General features: G+C 35.1%; 18 protein-coding genes and 1 pseudogene. 11 read left to right on the top strand and 8 right to left on the bottom strand.

Annotated features, from left to right (window positions below):
- A pseudogene (locus tag GQN54_RS12100) lies at positions 1-3,755 on the bottom strand (hypothetical protein); the annotation flags it as partial.
- A 250-nt stretch (positions 3,756-4,005) separates the two neighbouring features.
- Positions 4,006-4,653, bottom strand: a complete 648-nt coding sequence (locus GQN54_RS12095; RefSeq protein ID WP_160633819.1) for an ABC transporter ATP-binding protein — start codon at positions 4,651-4,653, stop codon at positions 4,006-4,008.
- Between the two features lie 139 nt (positions 4,654-4,792).
- Here GQN54_RS12095 and sucC point away from each other — a divergent pair, with 139 nt between their 5' ends.
- The 6 genes from sucC to GQN54_RS12065 all read left to right on the top strand — a co-directional run bounded on the left by sucC (position 4,793) and on the right by GQN54_RS12065 (position 8,344).
- Positions 4,793-5,983 carry an ADP-forming succinate--CoA ligase subunit beta gene (sucC, locus tag GQN54_RS12090; RefSeq protein ID WP_160633816.1) on the top strand — a complete coding sequence of 397 codons (1,191 nt, stop codon included), beginning with the start codon at positions 4,793-4,795 and terminating at the stop codon, positions 5,981-5,983.
- A gap of 66 nt (positions 5,984-6,049) precedes the next feature.
- Positions 6,050-6,718, top strand: a complete 669-nt coding sequence (locus GQN54_RS12085; RefSeq protein ID WP_160633815.1) for a DUF2461 domain-containing protein — start codon at positions 6,050-6,052, stop codon at positions 6,716-6,718.
- A 67-nt stretch (positions 6,719-6,785) separates the two neighbouring features.
- A complete protein-coding gene (locus tag GQN54_RS12080; protein ID WP_160633814.1) occupies positions 6,786-7,355 on the top strand; it encodes a hypothetical protein in 570 nt (189 codons plus the stop codon).
- Positions 7,348-7,632, top strand: coding sequence for a winged helix-turn-helix domain-containing protein (locus tag GQN54_RS12075; protein WP_160633813.1), 285 nt, complete (start codon positions 7,348-7,350; stop codon positions 7,630-7,632). Before GQN54_RS12080 ends, GQN54_RS12075 begins: the two co-directional genes overlap by 8 nt.
- A 3-nt stretch (positions 7,633-7,635) precedes the next feature.
- Entirely contained in the window at positions 7,636-7,806 is a 171-nt protein-coding gene (locus GQN54_RS12070; RefSeq protein ID WP_160633812.1) for a hypothetical protein, read from the top strand.
- A 1-nt stretch (position 7,807) separates the two neighbouring features.
- Positions 7,808-8,344, top strand: coding sequence for a hypothetical protein (locus GQN54_RS12065; RefSeq protein ID WP_160633811.1), 537 nt, complete (start codon positions 7,808-7,810; stop codon positions 8,342-8,344).
- Positions 8,345-8,358: 14 nt separating this feature from the next.
- On the opposite strand, the gene GQN54_RS12060 is transcribed toward GQN54_RS12065, so the two are convergent.
- On the bottom strand, positions 8,359-9,165 hold the full coding sequence (locus GQN54_RS12060) for a class I SAM-dependent methyltransferase (RefSeq protein WP_160633810.1): 807 nt from the start codon (positions 9,163-9,165) through the stop codon (positions 8,359-8,361).
- 79 nt (positions 9,166-9,244) lie between these two features.
- On the opposite strand from GQN54_RS12060, the gene GQN54_RS12055 reads away from it, so the two are divergent.
- From GQN54_RS12055 to GQN54_RS12045, 3 genes are all read left to right on the top strand, one after another.
- Positions 9,245-10,063 carry a Rossmann-fold NAD(P)-binding domain-containing protein gene (locus GQN54_RS12055; RefSeq protein WP_160633809.1) on the top strand — a complete coding sequence of 273 codons (819 nt, stop codon included), beginning with the start codon at positions 9,245-9,247 and terminating at the stop codon, positions 10,061-10,063.
- Between the two features lie 74 nt (positions 10,064-10,137).
- Complete coding sequence (locus tag GQN54_RS12050; protein ID WP_160633808.1) at positions 10,138-10,833, top strand: PorT family protein; 696 nt, start codon at positions 10,138-10,140, stop codon at positions 10,831-10,833.
- Positions 10,834-10,891: 58 nt separating this feature from the next.
- Complete coding sequence (locus tag GQN54_RS12045) at positions 10,892-11,992, top strand: fatty acid desaturase family protein (RefSeq protein WP_160633807.1); 1,101 nt, start codon at positions 10,892-10,894, stop codon at positions 11,990-11,992.
- A gap of 36 nt (positions 11,993-12,028) precedes the next feature.
- On the opposite strand, the gene GQN54_RS12040 is transcribed toward GQN54_RS12045, so the two are convergent.
- From GQN54_RS12040 to GQN54_RS12030, 3 genes are read right to left on the bottom strand one after another with little or no spacing between them, the layout of a single operon-like run.
- The gene (locus GQN54_RS12040; RefSeq protein WP_160633806.1) at positions 12,029-13,186 is read right to left on the bottom strand and encodes a THUMP-like domain-containing protein; all 1,158 of its coding nucleotides are present in this window, start codon (positions 13,184-13,186) and stop codon (positions 12,029-12,031) included.
- A gap of 3 nt (positions 13,187-13,189) precedes the next feature.
- Positions 13,190-13,858: a DUF4159 domain-containing protein gene (locus GQN54_RS12035; protein ID WP_160633805.1), complete on the bottom strand. Its 669-nt coding sequence runs from the start codon at positions 13,856-13,858 to the stop codon at positions 13,190-13,192.
- Positions 13,851-14,552: a 16S rRNA (uracil(1498)-N(3))-methyltransferase gene (locus GQN54_RS12030; protein WP_160633804.1), complete on the bottom strand. Its 702-nt coding sequence runs from the start codon at positions 14,550-14,552 to the stop codon at positions 13,851-13,853. The genes GQN54_RS12035 and GQN54_RS12030 overlap by 8 nt, the downstream gene beginning before the upstream one ends.
- An 87-nt stretch (positions 14,553-14,639) precedes the next feature.
- On the opposite strand from GQN54_RS12030, the gene GQN54_RS12025 reads away from it, so the two are divergent.
- On the top strand, positions 14,640-16,124 hold the full coding sequence (locus GQN54_RS12025; protein WP_160633803.1) for an acetyl-CoA carboxylase biotin carboxylase subunit: 1,485 nt from the start codon (positions 14,640-14,642) through the stop codon (positions 16,122-16,124).
- Positions 16,125-16,127: 3 nt separating this feature from the next.
- On the opposite strand, the gene GQN54_RS12020 is transcribed toward GQN54_RS12025, so the two are convergent.
- Together GQN54_RS12020 and GQN54_RS12015 are read right to left on the bottom strand one after the other, a co-directional pair.
- The gene (locus GQN54_RS12020) at positions 16,128-17,300 is read right to left on the bottom strand and encodes a T9SS type A sorting domain-containing protein (RefSeq protein WP_160633802.1); all 1,173 of its coding nucleotides are present in this window, start codon (positions 17,298-17,300) and stop codon (positions 16,128-16,130) included.
- Positions 17,301-17,424: 124 nt separating this feature from the next.
- A complete protein-coding gene (locus GQN54_RS12015; protein ID WP_160633801.1) occupies positions 17,425-19,524 on the bottom strand; it encodes an endonuclease MutS2 in 2,100 nt (699 codons plus the stop codon).
- Positions 19,525-19,898: 374 nt separating this feature from the next.
- Between GQN54_RS12015 and GQN54_RS12010 the strand changes: the two genes are divergently transcribed.
- Positions 19,899-20,201, top strand: a complete 303-nt coding sequence (locus tag GQN54_RS12010) for a DUF3817 domain-containing protein (RefSeq protein ID WP_160633800.1) — start codon at positions 19,899-19,901, stop codon at positions 20,199-20,201.
- Positions 20,202-20,248 lie beyond the last annotated feature (47 nt).

Here is a 20,248-nt window from a genome sequence, read left to right as displayed (position 1 = left end):
GTTTCTGCTCTCCAATCAAAAGCTCCTGCATTTATTGGAGTCCAATTGATTGGTGAAAAATCTGTTGCTCCATCTGTTAACACATCAAATGTTTGTGGATATGGGTTTGTAGATGCCGCTATATTCGTAAAAGTAACTGAAGCAGTATCATTTGATGTAATCGCATCACCTGCTGCAGCTGACCACACTTCAATAGTGTATTGAATAGTGCTCGAAAGATTAGCAGTTGTTGTAAACTCATACGACTTCTTATCTCCTGGGAACAATGTATCAGTGAATGTTTCAGGTGTTATTGCCACTCCGTTTACACTATACGCTACAGGGAAGTTCGTTAAAGTATCCGTACCTAAGTTTTCATAACGAGCTGCAATAGTCTCAGTTGCAGACAATCCACAACCTACAAGTGGTCTAGATACCTCCATTGCTTTAATATCAACAGCTGGAGACTCATAAATCTGAACATTATCAAAAGCAAAACCTTCGTCCATAACTGAGCCATCAGATCCAAAGGCAACTCTAAAGATTACCCCTGGCTGCCCCCCAAGACCTGTTAGTTGGTGAGTAGCATTTACCCATCCATTACTACCATTAGAAGAGGAGTTTCTACCTGTCCAACCTTCACCTGAAGGCTCCAAAATAGGTGACCCTGTATTTAATCCATTAATAGAATTATCATTATACCAGTTATTAGGGTCACCAAACGAACCTACTTTTTGCCAAGTAGTTCCTCCATCGATAGAAGACTGCAATACTGCTCCATCCCATGAGAACTCAGAATTCCACCACACATCCATAGAAATAATTGGTGCAATCAATGTAGAAAAGTCTAAACAAGGTGATTTTACATAACCAGCTTCGTCTGCTAAGTAATTACCAGAAAGGTTGGTTACCCATGCTTGAGTACCATTTGATGCTGAGTTAATAAGTGAACCTATTGGAGCACCTAATGCGAAACTTGAAGTACCACCATCTACTGTCCATCCACCTGCACTTGTTTCAAAGCTTTCAGTGTATGGAAATCCAGAAATAACTGGGATGTTAACAACTGTCTTCGAAGCCGTATCATTGACATTAAAACCATCTAAAGGTAAACTTGTATATGAAACTACTGAGTATGTTCCTAATGCTGACATATTAAGAGTTCCAGTAAATGTATAAGTTAAGGTATCGTTTGGCAACATTGTAGCGGTAACAGTTTCAGTTAAAGGAGTTCCATTGTTTAAAACTACTGATACTGGGAAATTTGAAATATTAGTTGCACCATCGTTAACGATTCTAACCGTAACCACTTCAGCTGAAGATAAACCACAACCAGACGCGGGGTCTATGATGTCAACTACTCCTGCATCTGTACTTGGTGCTTCTTGAATCGTAACATTATCAAAAGCAAAACCCTCAAAAGTTGTGAACCCGTTAGTACCTAAAGCAATTCTTAATATTACAGAAGGTTCTCCACCTAAACCACTTAAAGCAGCTCTTGCTGATTTCCATCCATTTGAGCCAGACGTTCCGCTTCCTGTCCAACCTTCTTGTGAGGTCTCTATAGAAGACAAACCTACAATTGTATTGTCTGTATACCAATTGTTTGGAGATCCGAATGCTCCTACTTTCTGCCAAGTCGCTCCTCCATCAATTGAAGATTGAAGAACTACACCATCATTGGAATTGTCTAATTCGTATTGAATATCCAATGAAATTAGAGGAGAAGTTAAATTGGTAAAGTCTAAACATGGGGAAACTACAAAACTTTGTTCATTGTTATTATAAACGCCGTTTAAATTTGTCACCCATGCCTTAGTACCATTAGATGCAGTGTCAATAATAGATCCTGCTGGAACTCCTAATGACCAAGAGTTATTGATTCCGCTAGATAGCCAACCCTCATTGCTATTTTCAAAGCTGGTGCTATAAGGAAAGGTTGATATAATTGGAATGTGTGTCACAACCTTTGTGGCAGTATCATTTGAAGATAGTCCATCTCCTGTTAAACCTGTATAGGCTTTGATAGAATAATTTCCTGTCGTACTTAAATTAACTGTACCAGTGAAAGTATAAAATAAAGTATCTAAAGGCAGAATAGTTGCAGTTACAGTTTCTGTTAAAGGAGTTCCTCCATTTACAGTAATTGAAACTGGGAAATTAGAAATACTAGCTGAGCCAGCATTTACAATTTGAACTTCGGCTTGTTCAGTTGAAGTTAGCCCACATCCGTTTATTGGAGACGTAATAGATAGCAATTCTGCATCTTGAGCTGGAGTGTCGTATATTTGAATGTTATCAAATGCAAACCCTTCATCCATTACTGAGCCATCCGAACCAAAGGCGATTCTTAAAATTACACCACTCACAGATCCAAGACCTGTTAAAGGGGCTTTAACCTTAACCCAGCCACCGCTGCCGTTTGAAGTACTATTTCTTCCTGTCCAACCTTCCTGAGAAGGAGCAAGCGGAGTTAAGCCTGAAATGGTATTATCAGTATACCAGTTGTTTGGATCACCGTTTGCACCAACTTTTTGCCAAGTTGTACCACCATCAATTGAAGTCTGTAGGATGGCACCATCCCAACTAAATTCAGAGTTCCACCATACATCTGCAGAGAAGACAGGTGCAACAAGTGAAGTAAAGTCAAAACAAGGTGAAACAACATAACTTGCTTCAGTCGCATTGTACGTTCCAGTTAGGTTAGTCACCCATGAGTTTGTTCCTCCTGCTGCTGAGTTTATCACTGTTCCAGCTGGAGTACCTAATGCCCAAGAAGAATTGGTACCTCCTGAAATCCATCCTCCAGGACCTGATTCAAAAGTTTCTAAATAAGGGAATCCATTTAAAATTGGGATATTGGTGATGTTTTTGACTAAAGTATCATTTGAAGAAGTTGGGTCATTTAGCAAAGTAACGTATGATTTAACTTCATATGGCCCAAAAGCTGATAGGTTAGCGGTTGCAGTAAATGTATAACTATATATACTATTAGGAGTAATCGTTGTAGTTACAGTTTCCGTTACAGGAGTTCCTCCATTTATTGAAAAGCTTGCATCAAAACTAGTGATATTACTAGTTCCAAAGTTTTGCACTTCAATTGTAACTACCTCTGAAGCTGTTAATCCACAGCTTGATGTAGGTGTTGTGATTTCTGTAATTCCCATCTCGTTCGGAACGGGTTGAAACAATTTAACTTCATCAATTGAAATATCTCCGGTATAACTAGTACCTCTCTTACCAATAAACTTTACGGTTAAAGTTTTTCCTGCATAACCAGTAAGAATGGTAGAGGAGGTTATGAATGGATCTGCACCAGAAGTTTGTTGTTGCCCTATCAAGGTAACTACTGTGTCACTGACGTTATTAGTGTCAATGACTACATAAAGTTCACCCATACTAGCTCCAAACATGTGGTAAGCAAAATCGAGTTTAACTCCTGTAGCGCTCATTGGGATAGATACAGGAGGCGAACTTAAAGTGTTTTGATCATTTAATGCTCCACCTGAAGTCTCTAAATACAAATATTTTCCACCTGCAACCGTTGGGGAGGTGGCGTCAAAAAATGGGCCGGTAGCTAATGAGTTTTCATTGGCTCCTGTGGCATCTTCAACTTCCCATCTAGGGGTGGTTGTCCCTGAATTAGTCCACCCATTTGCGAAAGTCGGACCAGCGGCTCCAACCGTAAAGGTCTCGAAATCTTCATCTAAGAATATTTGGGAATAACCCGCAAAACTTAGAAGTAGAAGACCTACTGAGAGTAATCTTTTCTTCATAAAATATTAATTAATAGTTAATTGTTTGTTCGTAATTTATTTTACAACACATAAAGGTAACAAAAAATATATTCGTAATCAGTTATTTAAAAAAATGTTGAAAAATATAATGCGATTCTAATCTTATTATAAAATTAAAAGAAATCACTTAAAAACCGATTTATACTTGTGATTTAGTATTTTTAAATTATATCTATAACCTTAAGGCAATATAAGAATGGGTTTTTAGAATCTGAGAAATCTCGTTTAGTTAAAAAGCTCCATCAATAATTGTTAACTTTCGATCAGTCATACTGGCGAGTTCTTCATTATGGGTAACAATTACAAAGGTGGAATCCAGCTCGTTTCTTAATGTGAAAAATAATTGATGTAATTCTTTCGAAGATTTAGAATCCAAATTACCACTTGGCTCATCAGCAAAGATTATAGAAGGTTCGTTTATTAATGCTCTTGCCACTGCGATTCGTTGTTGCTCTCCACCTGAGAGCTGTGCTGGCTTATGACTGCCCCTATTATTTAAGTTCAAGAGTTTTAAAAGTTCAATTGCCTTTTTTTCTGCCACTTTTTTACTGGTACCTTTGATGTATGCAGGAAGACAGATATTTTCAATTGCAGTAAATTCAGGTAACAGTTGGTGAAACTGAAAAACAAATCCAATGTTTTCATTTCTAAATCGAGAAAGATTCTTGTCGGATAAACTAGTAGTATTGATGCCCTTAATAATTAATTGACCAGAATCGGGAGACTCTAATGTTCCTAGTATTTGCAATAATGTGGTTTTACCAGCTCCTGAAGCACCTACAATAGAGACGATTTCTCCTTTGCCGATTGTTAAGTTGACTCCTTTTAATACTTCCAATTCGCCATATGATTTGCGAATATTTTGAGCTTCTAAAATGCAATTATTCATAGTCAGCCAAAATACTAAATAATATTTTCAGCCACTTTAGAATTCAATCTATTTTTTATTTTCTAAAAACTAAATAAGTGCTACTTTTGGGATTCCAATATTTTAGTTGATAATAAAAATAGACTTAATGAATATTCACGAATATCAAGCGAAAGAGACTTTGAAAAGCTACGGAGTAGCAATTCAAGAAGGTATTGTAGCCGACACTCCAGAAAAGGCAGTTGAAGCAGCAAAAAGATTAACTGAACAAACCGGAACTAGTTGGTGGGTGATTAAAGCTCAAATTCATGCTGGTGGCCGTGGTAAAGGCGGTGGTGTTAAACTAGCTAAATCGCTTGACGAGGTTAAGGAAATATCTTCTCAAATTTTAGGGATGCAATTAGTAACTCCTCAAACCTCAAAAGAAGGAAAAAAAGTTCATCAAGTTTTAGTAGCTCAAGATGTATACTACCCGGGAGAAAGTAAAACGGAAGAGTTTTACATGTCCGTTCTTCTAAATAGAGCTTCTGGAAGAAATATGATTATGTATTCCACAGAGGGAGGGATGGATATAGAAGAAGTTGCTGAAAAAACTCCGCATTTGATTTTTCATGAAGAAATTGATCCATCAGTTGGTTTACAAGGATTTCAAGCGAGAAAAATTGCTTTCAATTTAGGATTGTCTGGTCAGTCATTTAAAGAGATGGTAAAATTCGTGTATGCCTTATATGCTGCATATGATGGAATTGATGCTTCTTTATTTGAAATTAACCCTGTGTTGAAGACTTCGGATGATAAAATCATTGCAGTTGATTCAAAGGTTTCTATTGATGCCAATGCATTATATAGACAAAAAGACCTTGCTGCAATGAGAGACGTAAGAGAAGAAGATCCTACAGAAGTAGAGGCAGGTGAAGCAGGTCTGAATTTTGTTAATTTAGATGGAAATGTTGGTTGCATGGTTAATGGAGCTGGTTTAGCAATGGCTACTATGGATATTATCAAAATTAGTGGAGGAAATCCTGCAAATTTTCTTGATGTAGGTGGTACAGCAAACGCAGAAAGGGTTGAAAAAGCATTCAGAATTATCCTGAAAGACCAAAATGTTGAAGCTATTTTAGTTAACATTTTCGGAGGAATTGTAAGGTGTGATAGAGTGGCACAAGGAATTGTAGATGCTTACAAGAATATTGGAGATATTCCAGTGCCTATTATTGTAAGGCTGCAAGGAACAAATGCTGAAGAAGCGAAGAAAATTATTGATGATTCAGGATTGAAAGTGCATTCTGCTATATTGTTGCAGGAAGCAGCTGATCGAATTAAAGAAGTATTGGCTTAAGTTATTCAAAATAGATAAATTTAAAGTCTCGTAGGGCATTCCTATGAGACTTTTTTTATTGTAACCATGAACTATTTTACACCTGATTTCATTGAGTTTTTTAAAGAATTAGCTCCAAACAATCATAAGGAGTGGTTTGACCAAAATCGCGCTCGGTACGAGAAAGTTGTGAAAGAGCCTTTTAAAGCTTTCGTCGGAGATTTGGCTTTGCACTTAACTCGACATAAGCCATTGTTAGAACTAGATCCTAAAAACTTAATTTTTAGAATTAACCGAGATATCCGATTTTCCAAGGATAAACGACCCTATAAAACCTTTGTTTCTGCAATAATTTCCCCCGGAGGTAAGAAAGATAAAACAATGCCGGGGATGTATTTTGAATTTGGCCCTGAGGGAATTCTAGTTTATGGAGGAGTTTTTATGGTAAATAAGGAGCAGCTAGAAGACATCAGGTATTACATTGCAAATAATATGGACGCATTTAAAAATATTATTTCTGAAAAGCAATTCGTAAGCACTTTTGGTTCCATTAAAGGTGAGGTCAATGTTAGACTCCCAAAAGAATTACAAGAAATAGCAGAGGAGGAGCCTTTGATTTATAACAAGCAGTTTTATTTTTATACCGCCCTACCATCTCAACTATTGATTTCAAATGATGTAATTGAAGAGTTAGAAAAATGCTTTTTAATTATGAAGCCATTGAATGATTTCTTTGAGGTAGCTATGGGGTATTAATAGTTAATTCTTAGGTTAAATAAAAATTTATTGTATATTTGGTTTATAATATAAACTAATTTATAAAATGAAAACAGTAGAAAGTATTCAGTTAATTGAATCCATGATACTAGAAGTTAAGAGAGATTTTTCTTACAATGGATTTCACTTCTTGTTGTGGGGATGGCTTGTAATGTTAGCCGCAGTTGTTAATTATATTTTATTAAACTATGTAGGGTATTCTAACCATTGGGTAGGTTGGCCTATATTAATGAGCATTGGTGGAATTATCACAGTTGTAGTGACCTTAAGAGATAAAAAAAGTAGAAGAGCTCAGACAATACTTAATCGAGTTATGGGACAGCTATGGTTGACAGTAATAATTGGTATTGTTGTCGTATTATTCTTAATGCCGCAAATTGGAATATTAAATACATATCCAATTTTTGTTTTATTATATGGGATTGGAACTTTTGCAACTGGTAGAATTATAAAATTTACACCTTTAATAATAGGTGGAGCATTGTGTTTTGTATTAGCGGTTGTTTCTGCTTATCAAAGTTTTTCAAATCAATTAATTATTATAGCGTTAGCTATATTGGTGTCTTATATTATACCTGGTCATCTATTGTACAATAAATATCAAAAGAATGTTTAAAGAATTAGATCCTCTCTTACATTCTCAATTAAGACTAGCTGTAATTTCTTTATTGATTGGATTAGAAGAAGCGGATTTTACATTTATTAAAGAAAAAACCGGAGCTACGTCTGGTAACCTAAGTGTTCAAATAGACAAGCTTGAAAAGGCAAAATATATCTCTGTGGTTAAGACTTTTAAAGGGAAAAGGCCATTGACAACTTGTAGAATTACCACGGAGGGAATAAGCGCATTTGAAAAATACGTCTCTAATTTAAAAACCTATTTAAATAAATAAAAGATGGAAAAGTTAAAAGAAAAGAAAACTGCAGGTAATATCATTTTCATTGGTTGTATGTTCATTGGTATCGGATTAGGAATGTTTTTTCATTCTACTGGTGTGGGAACTATAATTGGTATGGGTGTCGGTTATATATTGAAAGCAATTATTGATAATCAAAAAAAACAGTAACATGAACAAAAAAGTAACATTATTATTTCTCATAAACTTATTTTTAGGAATTCAGATGTATGCTCAATCCGAAACAGAAAATAAAGCAAGTTTCGGTTTTCAACTCAATCAATTTCAGTCTGACTTTGGATTAGGTGTAAATATTGCAATGCCACCAATTATTAAAGAAAAATTAGTCATCAGATTAAGAGCAAATGCGATGTTCTATGAGCAAATAATTAACTCAAAGACAGATTGGACGGTCTATTCAAACATAATGTTAGGGATCTCTCCTAAGCCAGTCAAAGTCGCCGAATTTTTAGCATTGTATGGTGAAGGAGGAGTTATTGGAATTTTACCTTCATCGAAATTTAGTACTTCTGATTTTAATATTGGGGGCTATGGGCTATTTGGCTTTGAGTTCTTTTTTGCTCCAGAGTTTAACTACTTCATAGAACTTGGTGGGGTAGGTACCGGTGCTACTGCAGATAAGTTATTATTTGAACCCATTTACTCCAATGGTTTTTTGGCTAGTGTAGGATGGAGAATAAACTTTTAAACAAAAAGAGGAACTCAGTTGAGTTCCTCTTTTTTGACAAGGTAATACATACAGGTTGTTACAAAATTTCTGACCCATGGAATAGCTGAAATAGGAGAAAGTTGTTTAACAGCCCTCATTTTAAATTTATAAGTATAAATAGGATTAATTAAATAGTATGTTCTTTGTTTTATAGAATAATGATTTTGTTGACATATTCTTTCAAAACGTTCAATACTGATTCCTGTTTCTTTAATTTCCATCAATTCTGTCACAGTTCTCTCAGGTTCATTAAAAGCCTTTAGTATACCTTTATATAGTGGAGCGGGAAAAAGATGGATGTATGGAACTTTAGATAGGATTTTACTTTTTGCAACTTGTTGATGACCACCGAAGGGCATTTGCCATGGGGGGAATCCAAAAAAGATATATCCGCCTGGCTTTAAAAAATCTCTCAGTTGATGCATGAGTTTATTTTGATCAAAAATATGTTCAATTACATCTTTCAGAACAATTAGGTCAAATTGGCCTTGCATTTCTTCTTCAAAATCAATATCGTATATGTTTTTGTTGATTAAAAATGCTCTACCTTCGGACTCTTCTTGGGCGAGGTTTTCTTTAGCTTTGGCCAGTCTAGCAGGAGACAGTTCAACTCCATACCCTATGCAGCCTCGATCAATAAATGCCTTTATAACACCACCTTCTGCGCATCCAATCTCAAGTACTTTCATACCTTTGGTTAACGGAAATTCTTGTTCTATAAATGGTAGCATATATTCAACTGCATTTTCTGTTTGCATTTTGTAATATCGCTCCTTGTCTTTGTGAAAATCGAATGCCATGGGAAATGTTTGGTTTCAAATTTAAAAAATTAAATATTAGAAAAGGTGATAAGCTAATCCTAAAAGAAAAATTTAAAATATGAATAGAGTTGGTATATTAGGCTGTGGTTGGTTAGGAATTGAGGTTGCAAAGCGATTGTCGGAAGAAGGAAAAGAGGTTAATGGCTCAACAACCACTAGTAGTAAGCTAGTAGAGTTGGAGTCGTATCGGATCAATGCATTTATACTTGATGTAACCGCCGAGGTTCATGATCAGGAATGGGAAAAGTTTCTGGAGGTTGATACTTTGTTTATAAACTTACCTCCTTCGACTGCGAGCAGTAATCAACAATCATATGCAAAAGGATTTAAGCAGTTAATGCCTATTATCGAATCCTCACCCATTAAACATATTGTTTTTATTAGTTCTACCTCTGTTTATGAGAATAATAATAATTGGGTAACTGAGATAGCTCAGCTGTCGAATGATGATAGAGCTCAACGATTAATCGATGCTGAAAAAGTATTTATGAAATCTACTCAATTTTCTACAGTGATAATTCGATTTGCAGGGTTAGTTGGCAAGAGTCGAAATCCTATAAATTATTTAAGTGGAAAAAAACGTCAGGAAGATGGCCGTCAACCCATTAATTTAATTCATTTAGTTGATTGTGTAAATATTTCAATCCTTGCTTTAGACTATATGCAGAACGAAGTATTTAATGCAGTAGCAGATAAGCATCCAACTAAAGAAGAGTTTTATAATGAAATGGCTAAAGTTTTTAATGTGGACGCTCCCGAGTTTTTAAATAATTCAGAATTAGATAGTTCTACTTATAAAATGATAAGCAATGAAAAACTAAAGAAAACGTTCAATTATTCTTTTAAATTTCCTAACCCTTTGTTGTTTAAAGATTAATTTTATTCTTTTTTTAAGACAACCAAAGTGTGTTTTACTTTGTCTAACAGTCATAATTAATTAACGAGTATAATTTGAGAAAAGCTCTTTGTACAGTAATCGGAGTTCTAGTAACACTAGCATGTTCGGCTCAATCAATAGTATATGGTATTTCTGGTACACTAACAAGTTCCAACTATGCCTTTAAAGAAGGAAGCTCATATACTAAGAATTTGAAATATCCACTAAACTACGGTGCAACCGGAGGTTTATTTATTCGTTACAGTCCGTCTAAAGAGCAAGTATCTAGAAAGAATCCTTTTCGGCCTGTGGCTCAGATGGAAGCGAAATTAGCCAATCATGTAATGATCACTAACTCATTTCCCGAAAGATCTGGTAATGAAAATTACACGGATCAAATTTTTAGAGCTGAGGTTCCATTGTTATTGGGTGTAGAGTATATGCAGAAGTATCACTTTCTAATTGGACCAAGCTTAAATACCAACTTAGCAATAAGTTCCACTGTAAATTATAAAGATGGAACTAAAAGAGAATATTCGAATACTATCAGGTATTACAAAAGGTTTGGAGTTGGATTGAATCTTTCTGCCAGTTATACTTACAAATTTTTAATTTTTTCTGTTCAATACGAACGGTCACTTTCTCCGGTGAAATTACAAGCTTTTTCTCAGCAATTTAAACTTAAAATGAATACATTAAGGGTTGGTTTAGCCATTTCGTTGTTCAATAAAAACAATGAAAAGAACAAGAATAGTATTTACCGTAACTGATAAATATCATCTTAAATAAACTATATAATCGTAATTTAGCTTTTTTAAAATTTAATGAATGAAACCAGTAATAAAATATATTAATAAAGATCAAGCAAAATTCTTCTCGACACTACGAAAAAGAGTTGATGGCTATTTCAAAGAGAATCAGTTGTCTAAGTTTGGAAGCAGTCGATTGATTTGGAAATCGATGGGAGTGTTTGCACTTTATTTTGTTCCCTACGCACTATTATTAATGGATTTTCTGCCGCTTTGGGCGATGATTGCTTTATCTGCTTTCATGGGAATAGGTATGGCAGGGATAGGCATGGCCATTATGCACGATGGAAATCATGGTACTTTTTCTAGTAAAGGTTGGTTAAATCGCCTGATGGGTTCTTCTATTATTTTGGTTGGAGGACATAAATCCAACTGGAAAATTCAGCATAATGTTTTACACCATACTTATACTAACGTATTCGAGGTAGATGAAGATATAGATGCAAATGGGTTAATCAGAATGTCCCCTCATGCAGAGTATAAGAAAATGCATCGTTTTCAGCACATTTATGCCTTTTTATTGTACGGATTAATGACCATGTTTTGGTATACTTTTAAAGATATCAAGCAGCTTTCAGACTTTCACAAAAGAGGTTTGCACCACGGTAAACAAATGGACATAAAAAGTGAAATTTTTAAGTTGACTTTAGGTAAGGTAATATATACAGCTTATATGCTTGTTATTCCGATGTTGGTAATTGACAGTGTGCCTTGGTGGGGAGTTCTTGTTGGATTTGCTATCATGCATTTTGTATGTGGGCTAACTTTAGCAATTATCTTCCAATTGGCTCACTTAGTTGAGCATACTGAGCAACCTTTACCAGACGACTCCGGTACTATCGAGAACACTTGGGCAGTCCATCAATTAATGACCACTGCAAATTTCGCCAGAAAGAATAAAATTTTAAGTTGGTATATCGGTGGTTTAAATTATCAAGTAGAACATCATATTTTCCCAAATATTAGCCACATTCACTATCCTGAAATTTCAAAAATAGTTCAGGAAACGGCAAAAGAGTTTGGTGTTCCTTATCACGAATATGATTCGTTTTGGGATGCATTCAAATCACATATGAGATTGTTAAAAGAATTAGGTTCTCCACAACCTAAGATGGCATAAATCACTGAAGCCTTCCGAATTCGGGAGGCTTTTTTTTTATTGTATTCGATTGGCAACTATATAAAAGGGTTTACCTGAATAATCACTAGTCGCTAAAATGAAAAGTGAACCTCCATCTTTTATTTTGCCTTTTGTCTTTATTTTTTCAGGTGTCAAAGGATGATTTCTACTTATAATATTGGCTTTTTTGGGAAGTTGAGAGGTTTTAGTGGTAGTAGAGATTAACTCAAATACCTTACCTGGGAATTCACTTTTAAACTCCTCAGAAGTGTAAAAGTGAGAGCTTGGCGCTATTTTTTCTAGGTTAAATCGACTTCCAATGATTTTAAATCCTCCTGCTTTTAGGATACTTGTGTTGGCCTCAAAAATATATTTCCTTGGAGGGGCATAGCTGCAAATAGAGCCTTCCTCTTCAGAAAAACAAAACGAAAAAAGTTCATCTTGACTTTTTGTGAAATTTACGGTTACAATTTTAGCTTCTCCACTAAAATTCTTCTCAAGGGTGAATAAAACTTCTTTACATTCATTTTGGACAGAAACAATATCAACTCTAGAAACATTTTCCAACTGATAGAGCGTATTTTTTATATCTATTAATGGCGATGTTTTAATTAGAATAATTTTCCCTAGTTCAAGCAATTTGTCTTTTAATTCAAGCACATTGGGCGTACAATCATCTAAAAAAACTCCTTTAGCGCTTTTTTCCGTTCTTCTATCAGGATCTATATAAATTAAATCAAATTGTTCTGATTTTTTGGATAGAAAGGATTCAGCGGAGTCATTATAATAGTCAAGTTTACTGGGATGAAAAATTTCAAGATTGTGCTTGGCTATTTCAAAAAGCGCAGGAAATGATTCGACATAAATTCCCTTTTTTGAATGATCAGCTAGGTGTTTGGTGTCTACTCCAAATCCTCCTGTTAAGTCAATGAAATTATCATATTGATGAATGGTGCTTTTGTAAACTGAAGTTTTCTCAGAGGAACACTGCTCCATCGATACTTTTAAAGGAAAAAGTAAATTGGGCTTGTTCCAAGAGGGTAACTTTTTAGATGCTAATTGTATTCCTTGTATCTGTTGTAGAATGAATTGTCGAGGCAAGTCGGGTCGTTTACCTAATTTTAATGCAAGGGATTGAATGTTCTCATTTTTTTGATTTTCAATAAACTCGCTAATCTCTTTAGTTAGTTTCATTCATTAATCTACTTTCATTTCCATAAATACATAGGAGATGATATTCGCTCCCATCTGTAAAGCAGCCAATCTTTTTTCATCACTATCTTGGTGCACTTCTTGATCCTCCCAACCATCTCCAAGATCACATTCATAGGTATAGAACACGATTAATCGACCTTCATGAACAATTCCAAAACCTTGAGGAGGGTTGTCTTCATGTTCATGGATTTTAGGTAACCCATTTGGAAATTTATACTGTTGATGGTAGATCGGATGTGAAAAAGGAATTTCAACTAACTCATATTCCGGTAAAACTTTTTTTAATTCATTACGAATGAATTGATCCATTCCATAGTTGTCATCAATGTGTAAAAAGCCTCCAGCTAAAAGGTATTGGCGCAAATTTTCAGCTTCTTGCGAAGAAAATACTACATTCCCATGACCGGTCATGTGTATGAATGGGTAATTGAATAATTCACTACTTCCAACTTCTACTATCTCTTGTTTAGGGTTAATATCAGTGTGGAGGGTTTTGTTACAAAAAGCAATTAAATTCGGAAGAGAAGTTTCAAGATTGGCATACCAATCACCACCACCATTATATTTCAGCAAGCCTAATTGAACATTTTGAGCAGTGAGGGAAATAATGGTAATAAAGAAAGTAAGAATTAGGGAGGTGATTTTACTCATATCTCATATTTAATTGTGCACATGCTACTACTGCAGCGGTTTCTGTTCTTAATCTTGATTTTCCTAAAGATACTGGTTTGAACCCATTCATTTTAGCAATTTCTATTTCTTTTGCACTAAAGTCTCCCTCCGGACCAATCATTAAATAGGTGGGTAGGGTAGTATCTATAGATTCTATTAATTTATTTTTATCCAGATCAAAAGCACAATGTGCGATTAATCGATTGGATTCAGGAAACTGATTGATAGCTGATTTAAAAGGTTGAACTTCTTTAAGCTCTGGAAGGTATAATTTTAGGGATTGCTTCATTGCCGCAATTAGTATTTTCTCCATTCGATCATGTTTAATAACTCTTCGCTCAGAATTTTCTGTCACGATTGGAGTAATACTACCTATTCCTATTTCAGTTGCTTTTTCTAAAAACCACTCATATCTGTTGTTGTTTTTAGTGGGAGCAACAGCGATATGGAGCATTCCATAAGGGTTTTCATCTTTCTTTGATTCCAAAACACGAAGTGTGCACCTTTTAGGGTGAGCATCCAAAATTGCACAATGATATAGTGTGCCAATACCATCAATGACATCGATTTTATCGTTTTCGTTTAAACGCAAGACTCGAATTGCATGTTTCGAATCGTTCTCGTCTAGCGTGATAATTTCAGAGTGGACAGAAGTAGAATAAAATAATTGCATTGATGCAAAGGTAATATTGTTGAAAGATATTCATTGTAATTTTTTGAAAAGGCATTAATTCATAATTTAGCAGAAATATATTTTTTGATGAAGAAGATTTTAATTGCCAATAGGGGAGAGATAGCATTAAGAATTATGCGGACATGTAAAGAAATGGGAATTGCAACGGTAGCAGTTTATTCTGAAGCCGACAGAAAAGCACCATTTGTAAAGTATGCTGATGAAGCCGTTTTATTAGGTCCACCTCCATCTTCAGAATCTTATCTTTTGGGTGATAAAATTATTGAGGTTGCGCAAGAATTAAATGTAGATGGTATTCATCCGGGATATGGTTTCTTGTCGGAGAATGCTGAGTTCACTCAGAAAGTTACTGATGCTGGAATCACTTTTATTGGACCATCCCCCGAAGCAATGCGTGTTATGGGGAGTAAGTTAGCTGCCAAAGCTGCCGTTAAGGAGTATAATATTCCTTTAGTTCCCGGCACCGATGAGGCCATTACAGATATTAGCGAGGCCAAACAAAGAGCAATAGAAGTTGGATTTCCCATTCTTGTTAAAGCTTCTGCAGGAGGAGGTGGAAAAGGAATGCGTATTGTGGAGCGAGTAGAGGATTTTGAAGAACAAATGGATCGTGCAGTGTCCGAAGCAATTTCATCTTTTGGTGATGGCGCCGTTTTTATTGAAAGATATGTTGGATCTCCTCGACACATTGAAATACAAATTTTAGCAGATCAGCATGATAATATACTGTATCTTCAAGAGCGTGAATGCTCCATACAGCGAAGACACCAAAAAGTTATCGAAGAAGCTCCTTCTTGTGTATTAACTCCTGAAATTAGAAAAGCTATGGGGGAAGCTGCGGTTAATGTTGCTCGATCTTGTGATTATGTTGGAGCGGGTACTGTCGAGTTTTTACTAGATGAGAATAAGAATTTTTATTTTTTAGAAATGAATACACGATTACAAGTGGAGCATCCAGTTACGGAACAAATAACTGGTCTTGATTTGGTTCGTGAGCAAATTAATATAGCAAGAGGAGAGAAGCTAGCTTATAAGCAGGATGATATTCCGATGAATGGCCATTCCTTTGAAGTTCGAGTTTATGCCGAGGACCCTATGAATAACTTCTTGCCAGATATTGGTACACTGAGTACTTATAGAAGGCCACAAGGTTTAGGAGTAAGAGTGGATGATGGATTTGAGGAAGGGATGGAAATTCCGATCTATTATGATCCGATGATTTCGAAGCTAATTACTTTTGGTAAGGACAGGGAAGAAGCTCGATTAAGAATGTTACGAGCAATTGAGGATTATGAAATTAGTGGAGTAGAGACTACTTTGGCATTTTGTAAGTTTGCTTTAAAGCATGAAGCTTTCATTAGTGGGAATTTCGACACCAATTTTGTGAAACATTATTTTACGCCAGATAAATTAGAGGTTGATGCTGAAATTGAGGAAGAAATTGCTAGTTTAATGGCAGTTAAACTTTTCGAATCAGATAAAAAAGCTTCAATACAGGTTGCAGAAAATGGTGGTTCTACCAAGTCAAATTGGAAAGCTAACCGAATGTAAGATTCAATTAAAAATTACCTTTTCGATGGAAGTGTTTGTTGTTCCTATAATTTTTAAAAAGTAGGTGCCTCTAGGGTAGTTGCCAATGTTTAAGCGAACTGTATTTGAATTGATTAATTGGTTGAGGTGTAGCTCACCTTTCAGATTATAGATTTCGACGCTATTGATTAATTCCTCGTAGGTTATATTTACAATTTCACTAGTTGGGTTGGGGTAAATATTCACTTTATTTTTGAAATTGGTGCCTTCAACGGATTGAATTTCTGAATAACTAAAATCTCCGTTAAAATCAGTTTGTTTTAGTCTGTAGTAGATTGTTTCTGCTTTTTCTAATTGGTCGATTGTAGAGTAATCTATAATCTGAGTGCTATTTCCGGCTCCATCAATTCTAGAAAGAACTGACCAACTTTTTGCATCAATAGATTTTTCTATTGTAAAATAGTCATTATTGATTTCTGAGGCCGTTTGCCATTCAATCATTGCATGTTCAACTTGTTTCTGGACTTTAAAAAAATTAAGTGTAATGGGTAAAGGCGTAGTAGAAATTGAACCTACTATAAAGTTGTCAAAAAAGGCCCTGTTTGAGCCGCTACCATCTGCAAGCGCGCCAATCACCACGTCATCTGATGGGGTCCAATATAAATCCCTGTTGTCTATACCATCATTGGACCACATTTCTACATTATCTACTAAAAACCGACCAACGCCTGTGCTGGGTAGGTAATAAAAGCGATACGTTCTATAGGTATCGTCATTGGGTATGGAATAGATGTTTCCTGAACTAACAGTTGTATAACTGCCTACTCCATCTTTTACTCTATAACTAACTGATACATTTCCTCCAGACACTCTTATTAGTAAACTAGCACCTCTTTTTACAAGATCTAATTGAGATTCATCGCGTTGATAATCTATTGATAAGTCAATTCCCTGAACGTCAAAAGTTGGAGAGCCGGGGATTATTAAATTGATATCCATCTTAGGTGTACCTGCGTTTAGCCCATTTGTTCCTCCTTTACCACCAGTGGATATATAAGCAGAACTGCTGACTGATGTCGCATTTGGACCAACTGTTGCAGTGGTCGGTAATCCTGAATTCCAGTCAAATTGACTAATTATTTGGGCGTTAATACTGAAAGAGAGAGTAGTAATTAGAATGAAAATTAATCGCTTCATCTTTTGAGTTTTTAAATCTTGGATAAAGTTAATTCCCTGAAGGAGGATATTCTATGGGTTTTCGATATTATGCATGCATAGCAAGTTGAGCTGTCATTTCACACGATAAATGACAAAAACACCATTAACTAATTAAAATCAGTTTGTTAAGGTTAGTTTTGGTTTTAAAGTTTCCAAATGCTACTACGGCTTCATTTCCGTTGATTTCTAAAACTTTACCTCCTTGTTTGCCATCAATTAGTTTTACAGTGGATCCCACTAATATTGGTTTGGTAACTTTCTTTCTAACTGTTTTTTTTCGCTTGGCTTTAGCTTGAACAGCTTCTTTGAGCTTAATTGCCTTTTCAATTTCCTCTTTTTTGCTTTTCTCGATCGCTAGGTATTTTTTTATTTCAGCTAGGACTGCTTTGTTGCCTTTTTTATTCTCAAATGCATCAATAAACTGCATCATTTTCTTTCCACTAGTAAGAAATTTATTGTTCTTCTCAATTGTCTCTTGCTGCTTCTCTAGTCTTTCTTCGTATTGTTTTTGTTTAATTTCATAAGCTTTTCGTTCATCTTCGGCTATTATTTTTGCCAAACGAGTTTGAGCGTTGATTTGCTCAAATTCTGCCTTCTCTTTTTGAAGTTCAGCAATTAGGTGATCCATTTCTACTTTTTTTACGTCTACTTTCTCTTTTGCTAATTCTATAATTTCTTTATCAATACCATTGATTTCAGCAACTTCAAAAGTAAATGACGATCCAGGTTGTCCTACAGAAAGCTTAAACATCGGTTGTAAAGTTTTGACGTCAAAGAGCATATTGGCATTTAAGGTATTTGCTAATTGAGCGGCTTTCAATTTGATGTTTCCATAATGGGTAGTAATTACCCCAAAACTTTTTTTGCTGTATAATTTTTCAAAGAATACTTCTGCCAATGCGCCGCCTAAGTCTGGATCTGATCCTGTACCGAATTCATCTAAAAGTAAAAGTGTTCTTTTGTTGGCGATACCTAAAAAATAATTCATTCGCTTTAGTCGATAACTATAGGTACTTAACTCATTTTCTATGCTTTGATTGTCTCCAATGTCTGAAAGTATATGATGAAACCATCCCAGTTTGCTTTTAGGGTCAACCGGAATTAATAGTCCACATTGCATCATCAACTGCAGTAGTCCAACGGTTTTTAATGTAATGGATTTTCCTCCAGCATTTGGTCCTGAAATGACCAACATTCTGCTGAACTTATCCATTTTTATACTCTGAGGAAGAGTTGGTTTTTTTAGTTCTTGATTTTTAAGCCATAATAATGGATGGTAGGCTTCAATGAGGTCAATGTAACTTTCATCCACTAATTGTGGCATAACCCCATTGATTAATTGTGCGTGCTTTACTTTTGCTTGGATAAAATCTAATTCTGTTAAAACAGTTTGATAGTCATTTAGTAAAGGAAGATGCCCTTTAATCTGCTTGGTTAGTTCTCTAAATATTTTTTTAATCTCTTTACGTTCATCGTCCAGAAGTTGTTCCAATTCAAAATTTAAACTTTCAGTTTCTTCTGGTTCTATATACGTTAGAAATCCAGTGTTTGAAGAGCCGAGAATCTTACCTTTCACTTGTCTTTTGTAGGAGGAAACAATGGATAGTACTCGTCGATCATTAATGAGGCTTTCATTGGTTTCTGCCAAATAGCCTTTTGATTTCATTCGTTTAAGAGCGATATCAAAATTCTTGGTAATTTGTTTTCTAGTTGCAAATATGCTCATCCTTATTTGATACAATTCTGGGGTGGCATTATCCTTAACTCTAAGCTTATTATCTAGAATTTGCTCTATGGATTCTACAATTTCTGTAGTATATTCTGCTTGTTGTATTAAATTGGAAAGTAGGGGGTATTCATTTTTATTCTTAAAGCTAAATTGCAGTAATTCATTTACTAGTCGACTAGCATCTAATATTTTAATAATGTTCTCTAACTCTAATATGGTGCTTTGTATGCCTAGTAGCTTTAATTCATAGAGCAACTCTTTGAATTCTAAACGAGGAAATCTGACGCCATTTTCACGAATGATCAAAAGTTCAGTTGCGAGGGATAACTGATGTTCTGCGGCTTTTAAGTTTCTTAAAGGTCTTAAAGAATCAAATTTTTCTTTAGCTGTATCACCGTAACAAAAATGTACTAACCGATCGGTGATGTCTTTGAAATTTAAATCTTCTGCTGTTTGTTGGTCGAAAAGTATCAATCTAAAAATTGGCTTTAATTCGTTATTGGGTTTTTACTAATATGACTAACAAAAAATAGAGTAAAATCATTTCAGTTAGCAATTAGAGATCAAAGTTAATTGCTTTTATATTGAAGAAGGTAGAAAAGGAAATAATAATGGAATGGGCATAAAAAAAGAGCAGCGACCCCTCGCTGCTCTAAAAACTAAACCTACTACTTAAATCAAATGAGCTACTCTTAAACTCATTGACGATTCAAATATAAGATGATTTTTCCATAATTCCATACAAATAATAGATGAATGGTAGAAATTCTTAGTTAAGCTGCACTTTTTAAGATTTTTTTAGTTTTTAGAATATAATCATTGAGCATAATTAACTTCGCAAATAAAAAATGGATCAGTCAAAACAGCTAAATCGTTTTCGTAAAATTGGAATTGCAGAAGGAATTTCATTCTTATTGTTGTTGTTTATAGCCATGCCCTTAAAGTATATGGCAGGAATTCCAGAAATGGTAAAGTATGTTGGTTGGGCACACGGAGTTTTGTTCGTTGCTTATGTTTTCCAGTTGGCAATTACAGCCTATCTATTGAAGTGGTCCATTGAAAGAGTAATTCTCTATTTTACTCTCTCATTAATTCCATTTGGTACTTTTTACATGGAGAAGAAGTTAAAGACGGAACAAGCTGCTCTTTAACATTAATTGTATGTATCAATAAATCCGAATATGGTACTTCCCTCGTA

The organism is Acidiluteibacter ferrifornacis (assembly GCF_009909615.1).
Lineage (GTDB): Bacteria > Bacteroidota > Bacteroidia > Flavobacteriales_E > Vicingaceae > Acidiluteibacter > Acidiluteibacter ferrifornacis.
This window is presented reverse-complemented; position numbering and strand designations above follow the sequence as displayed.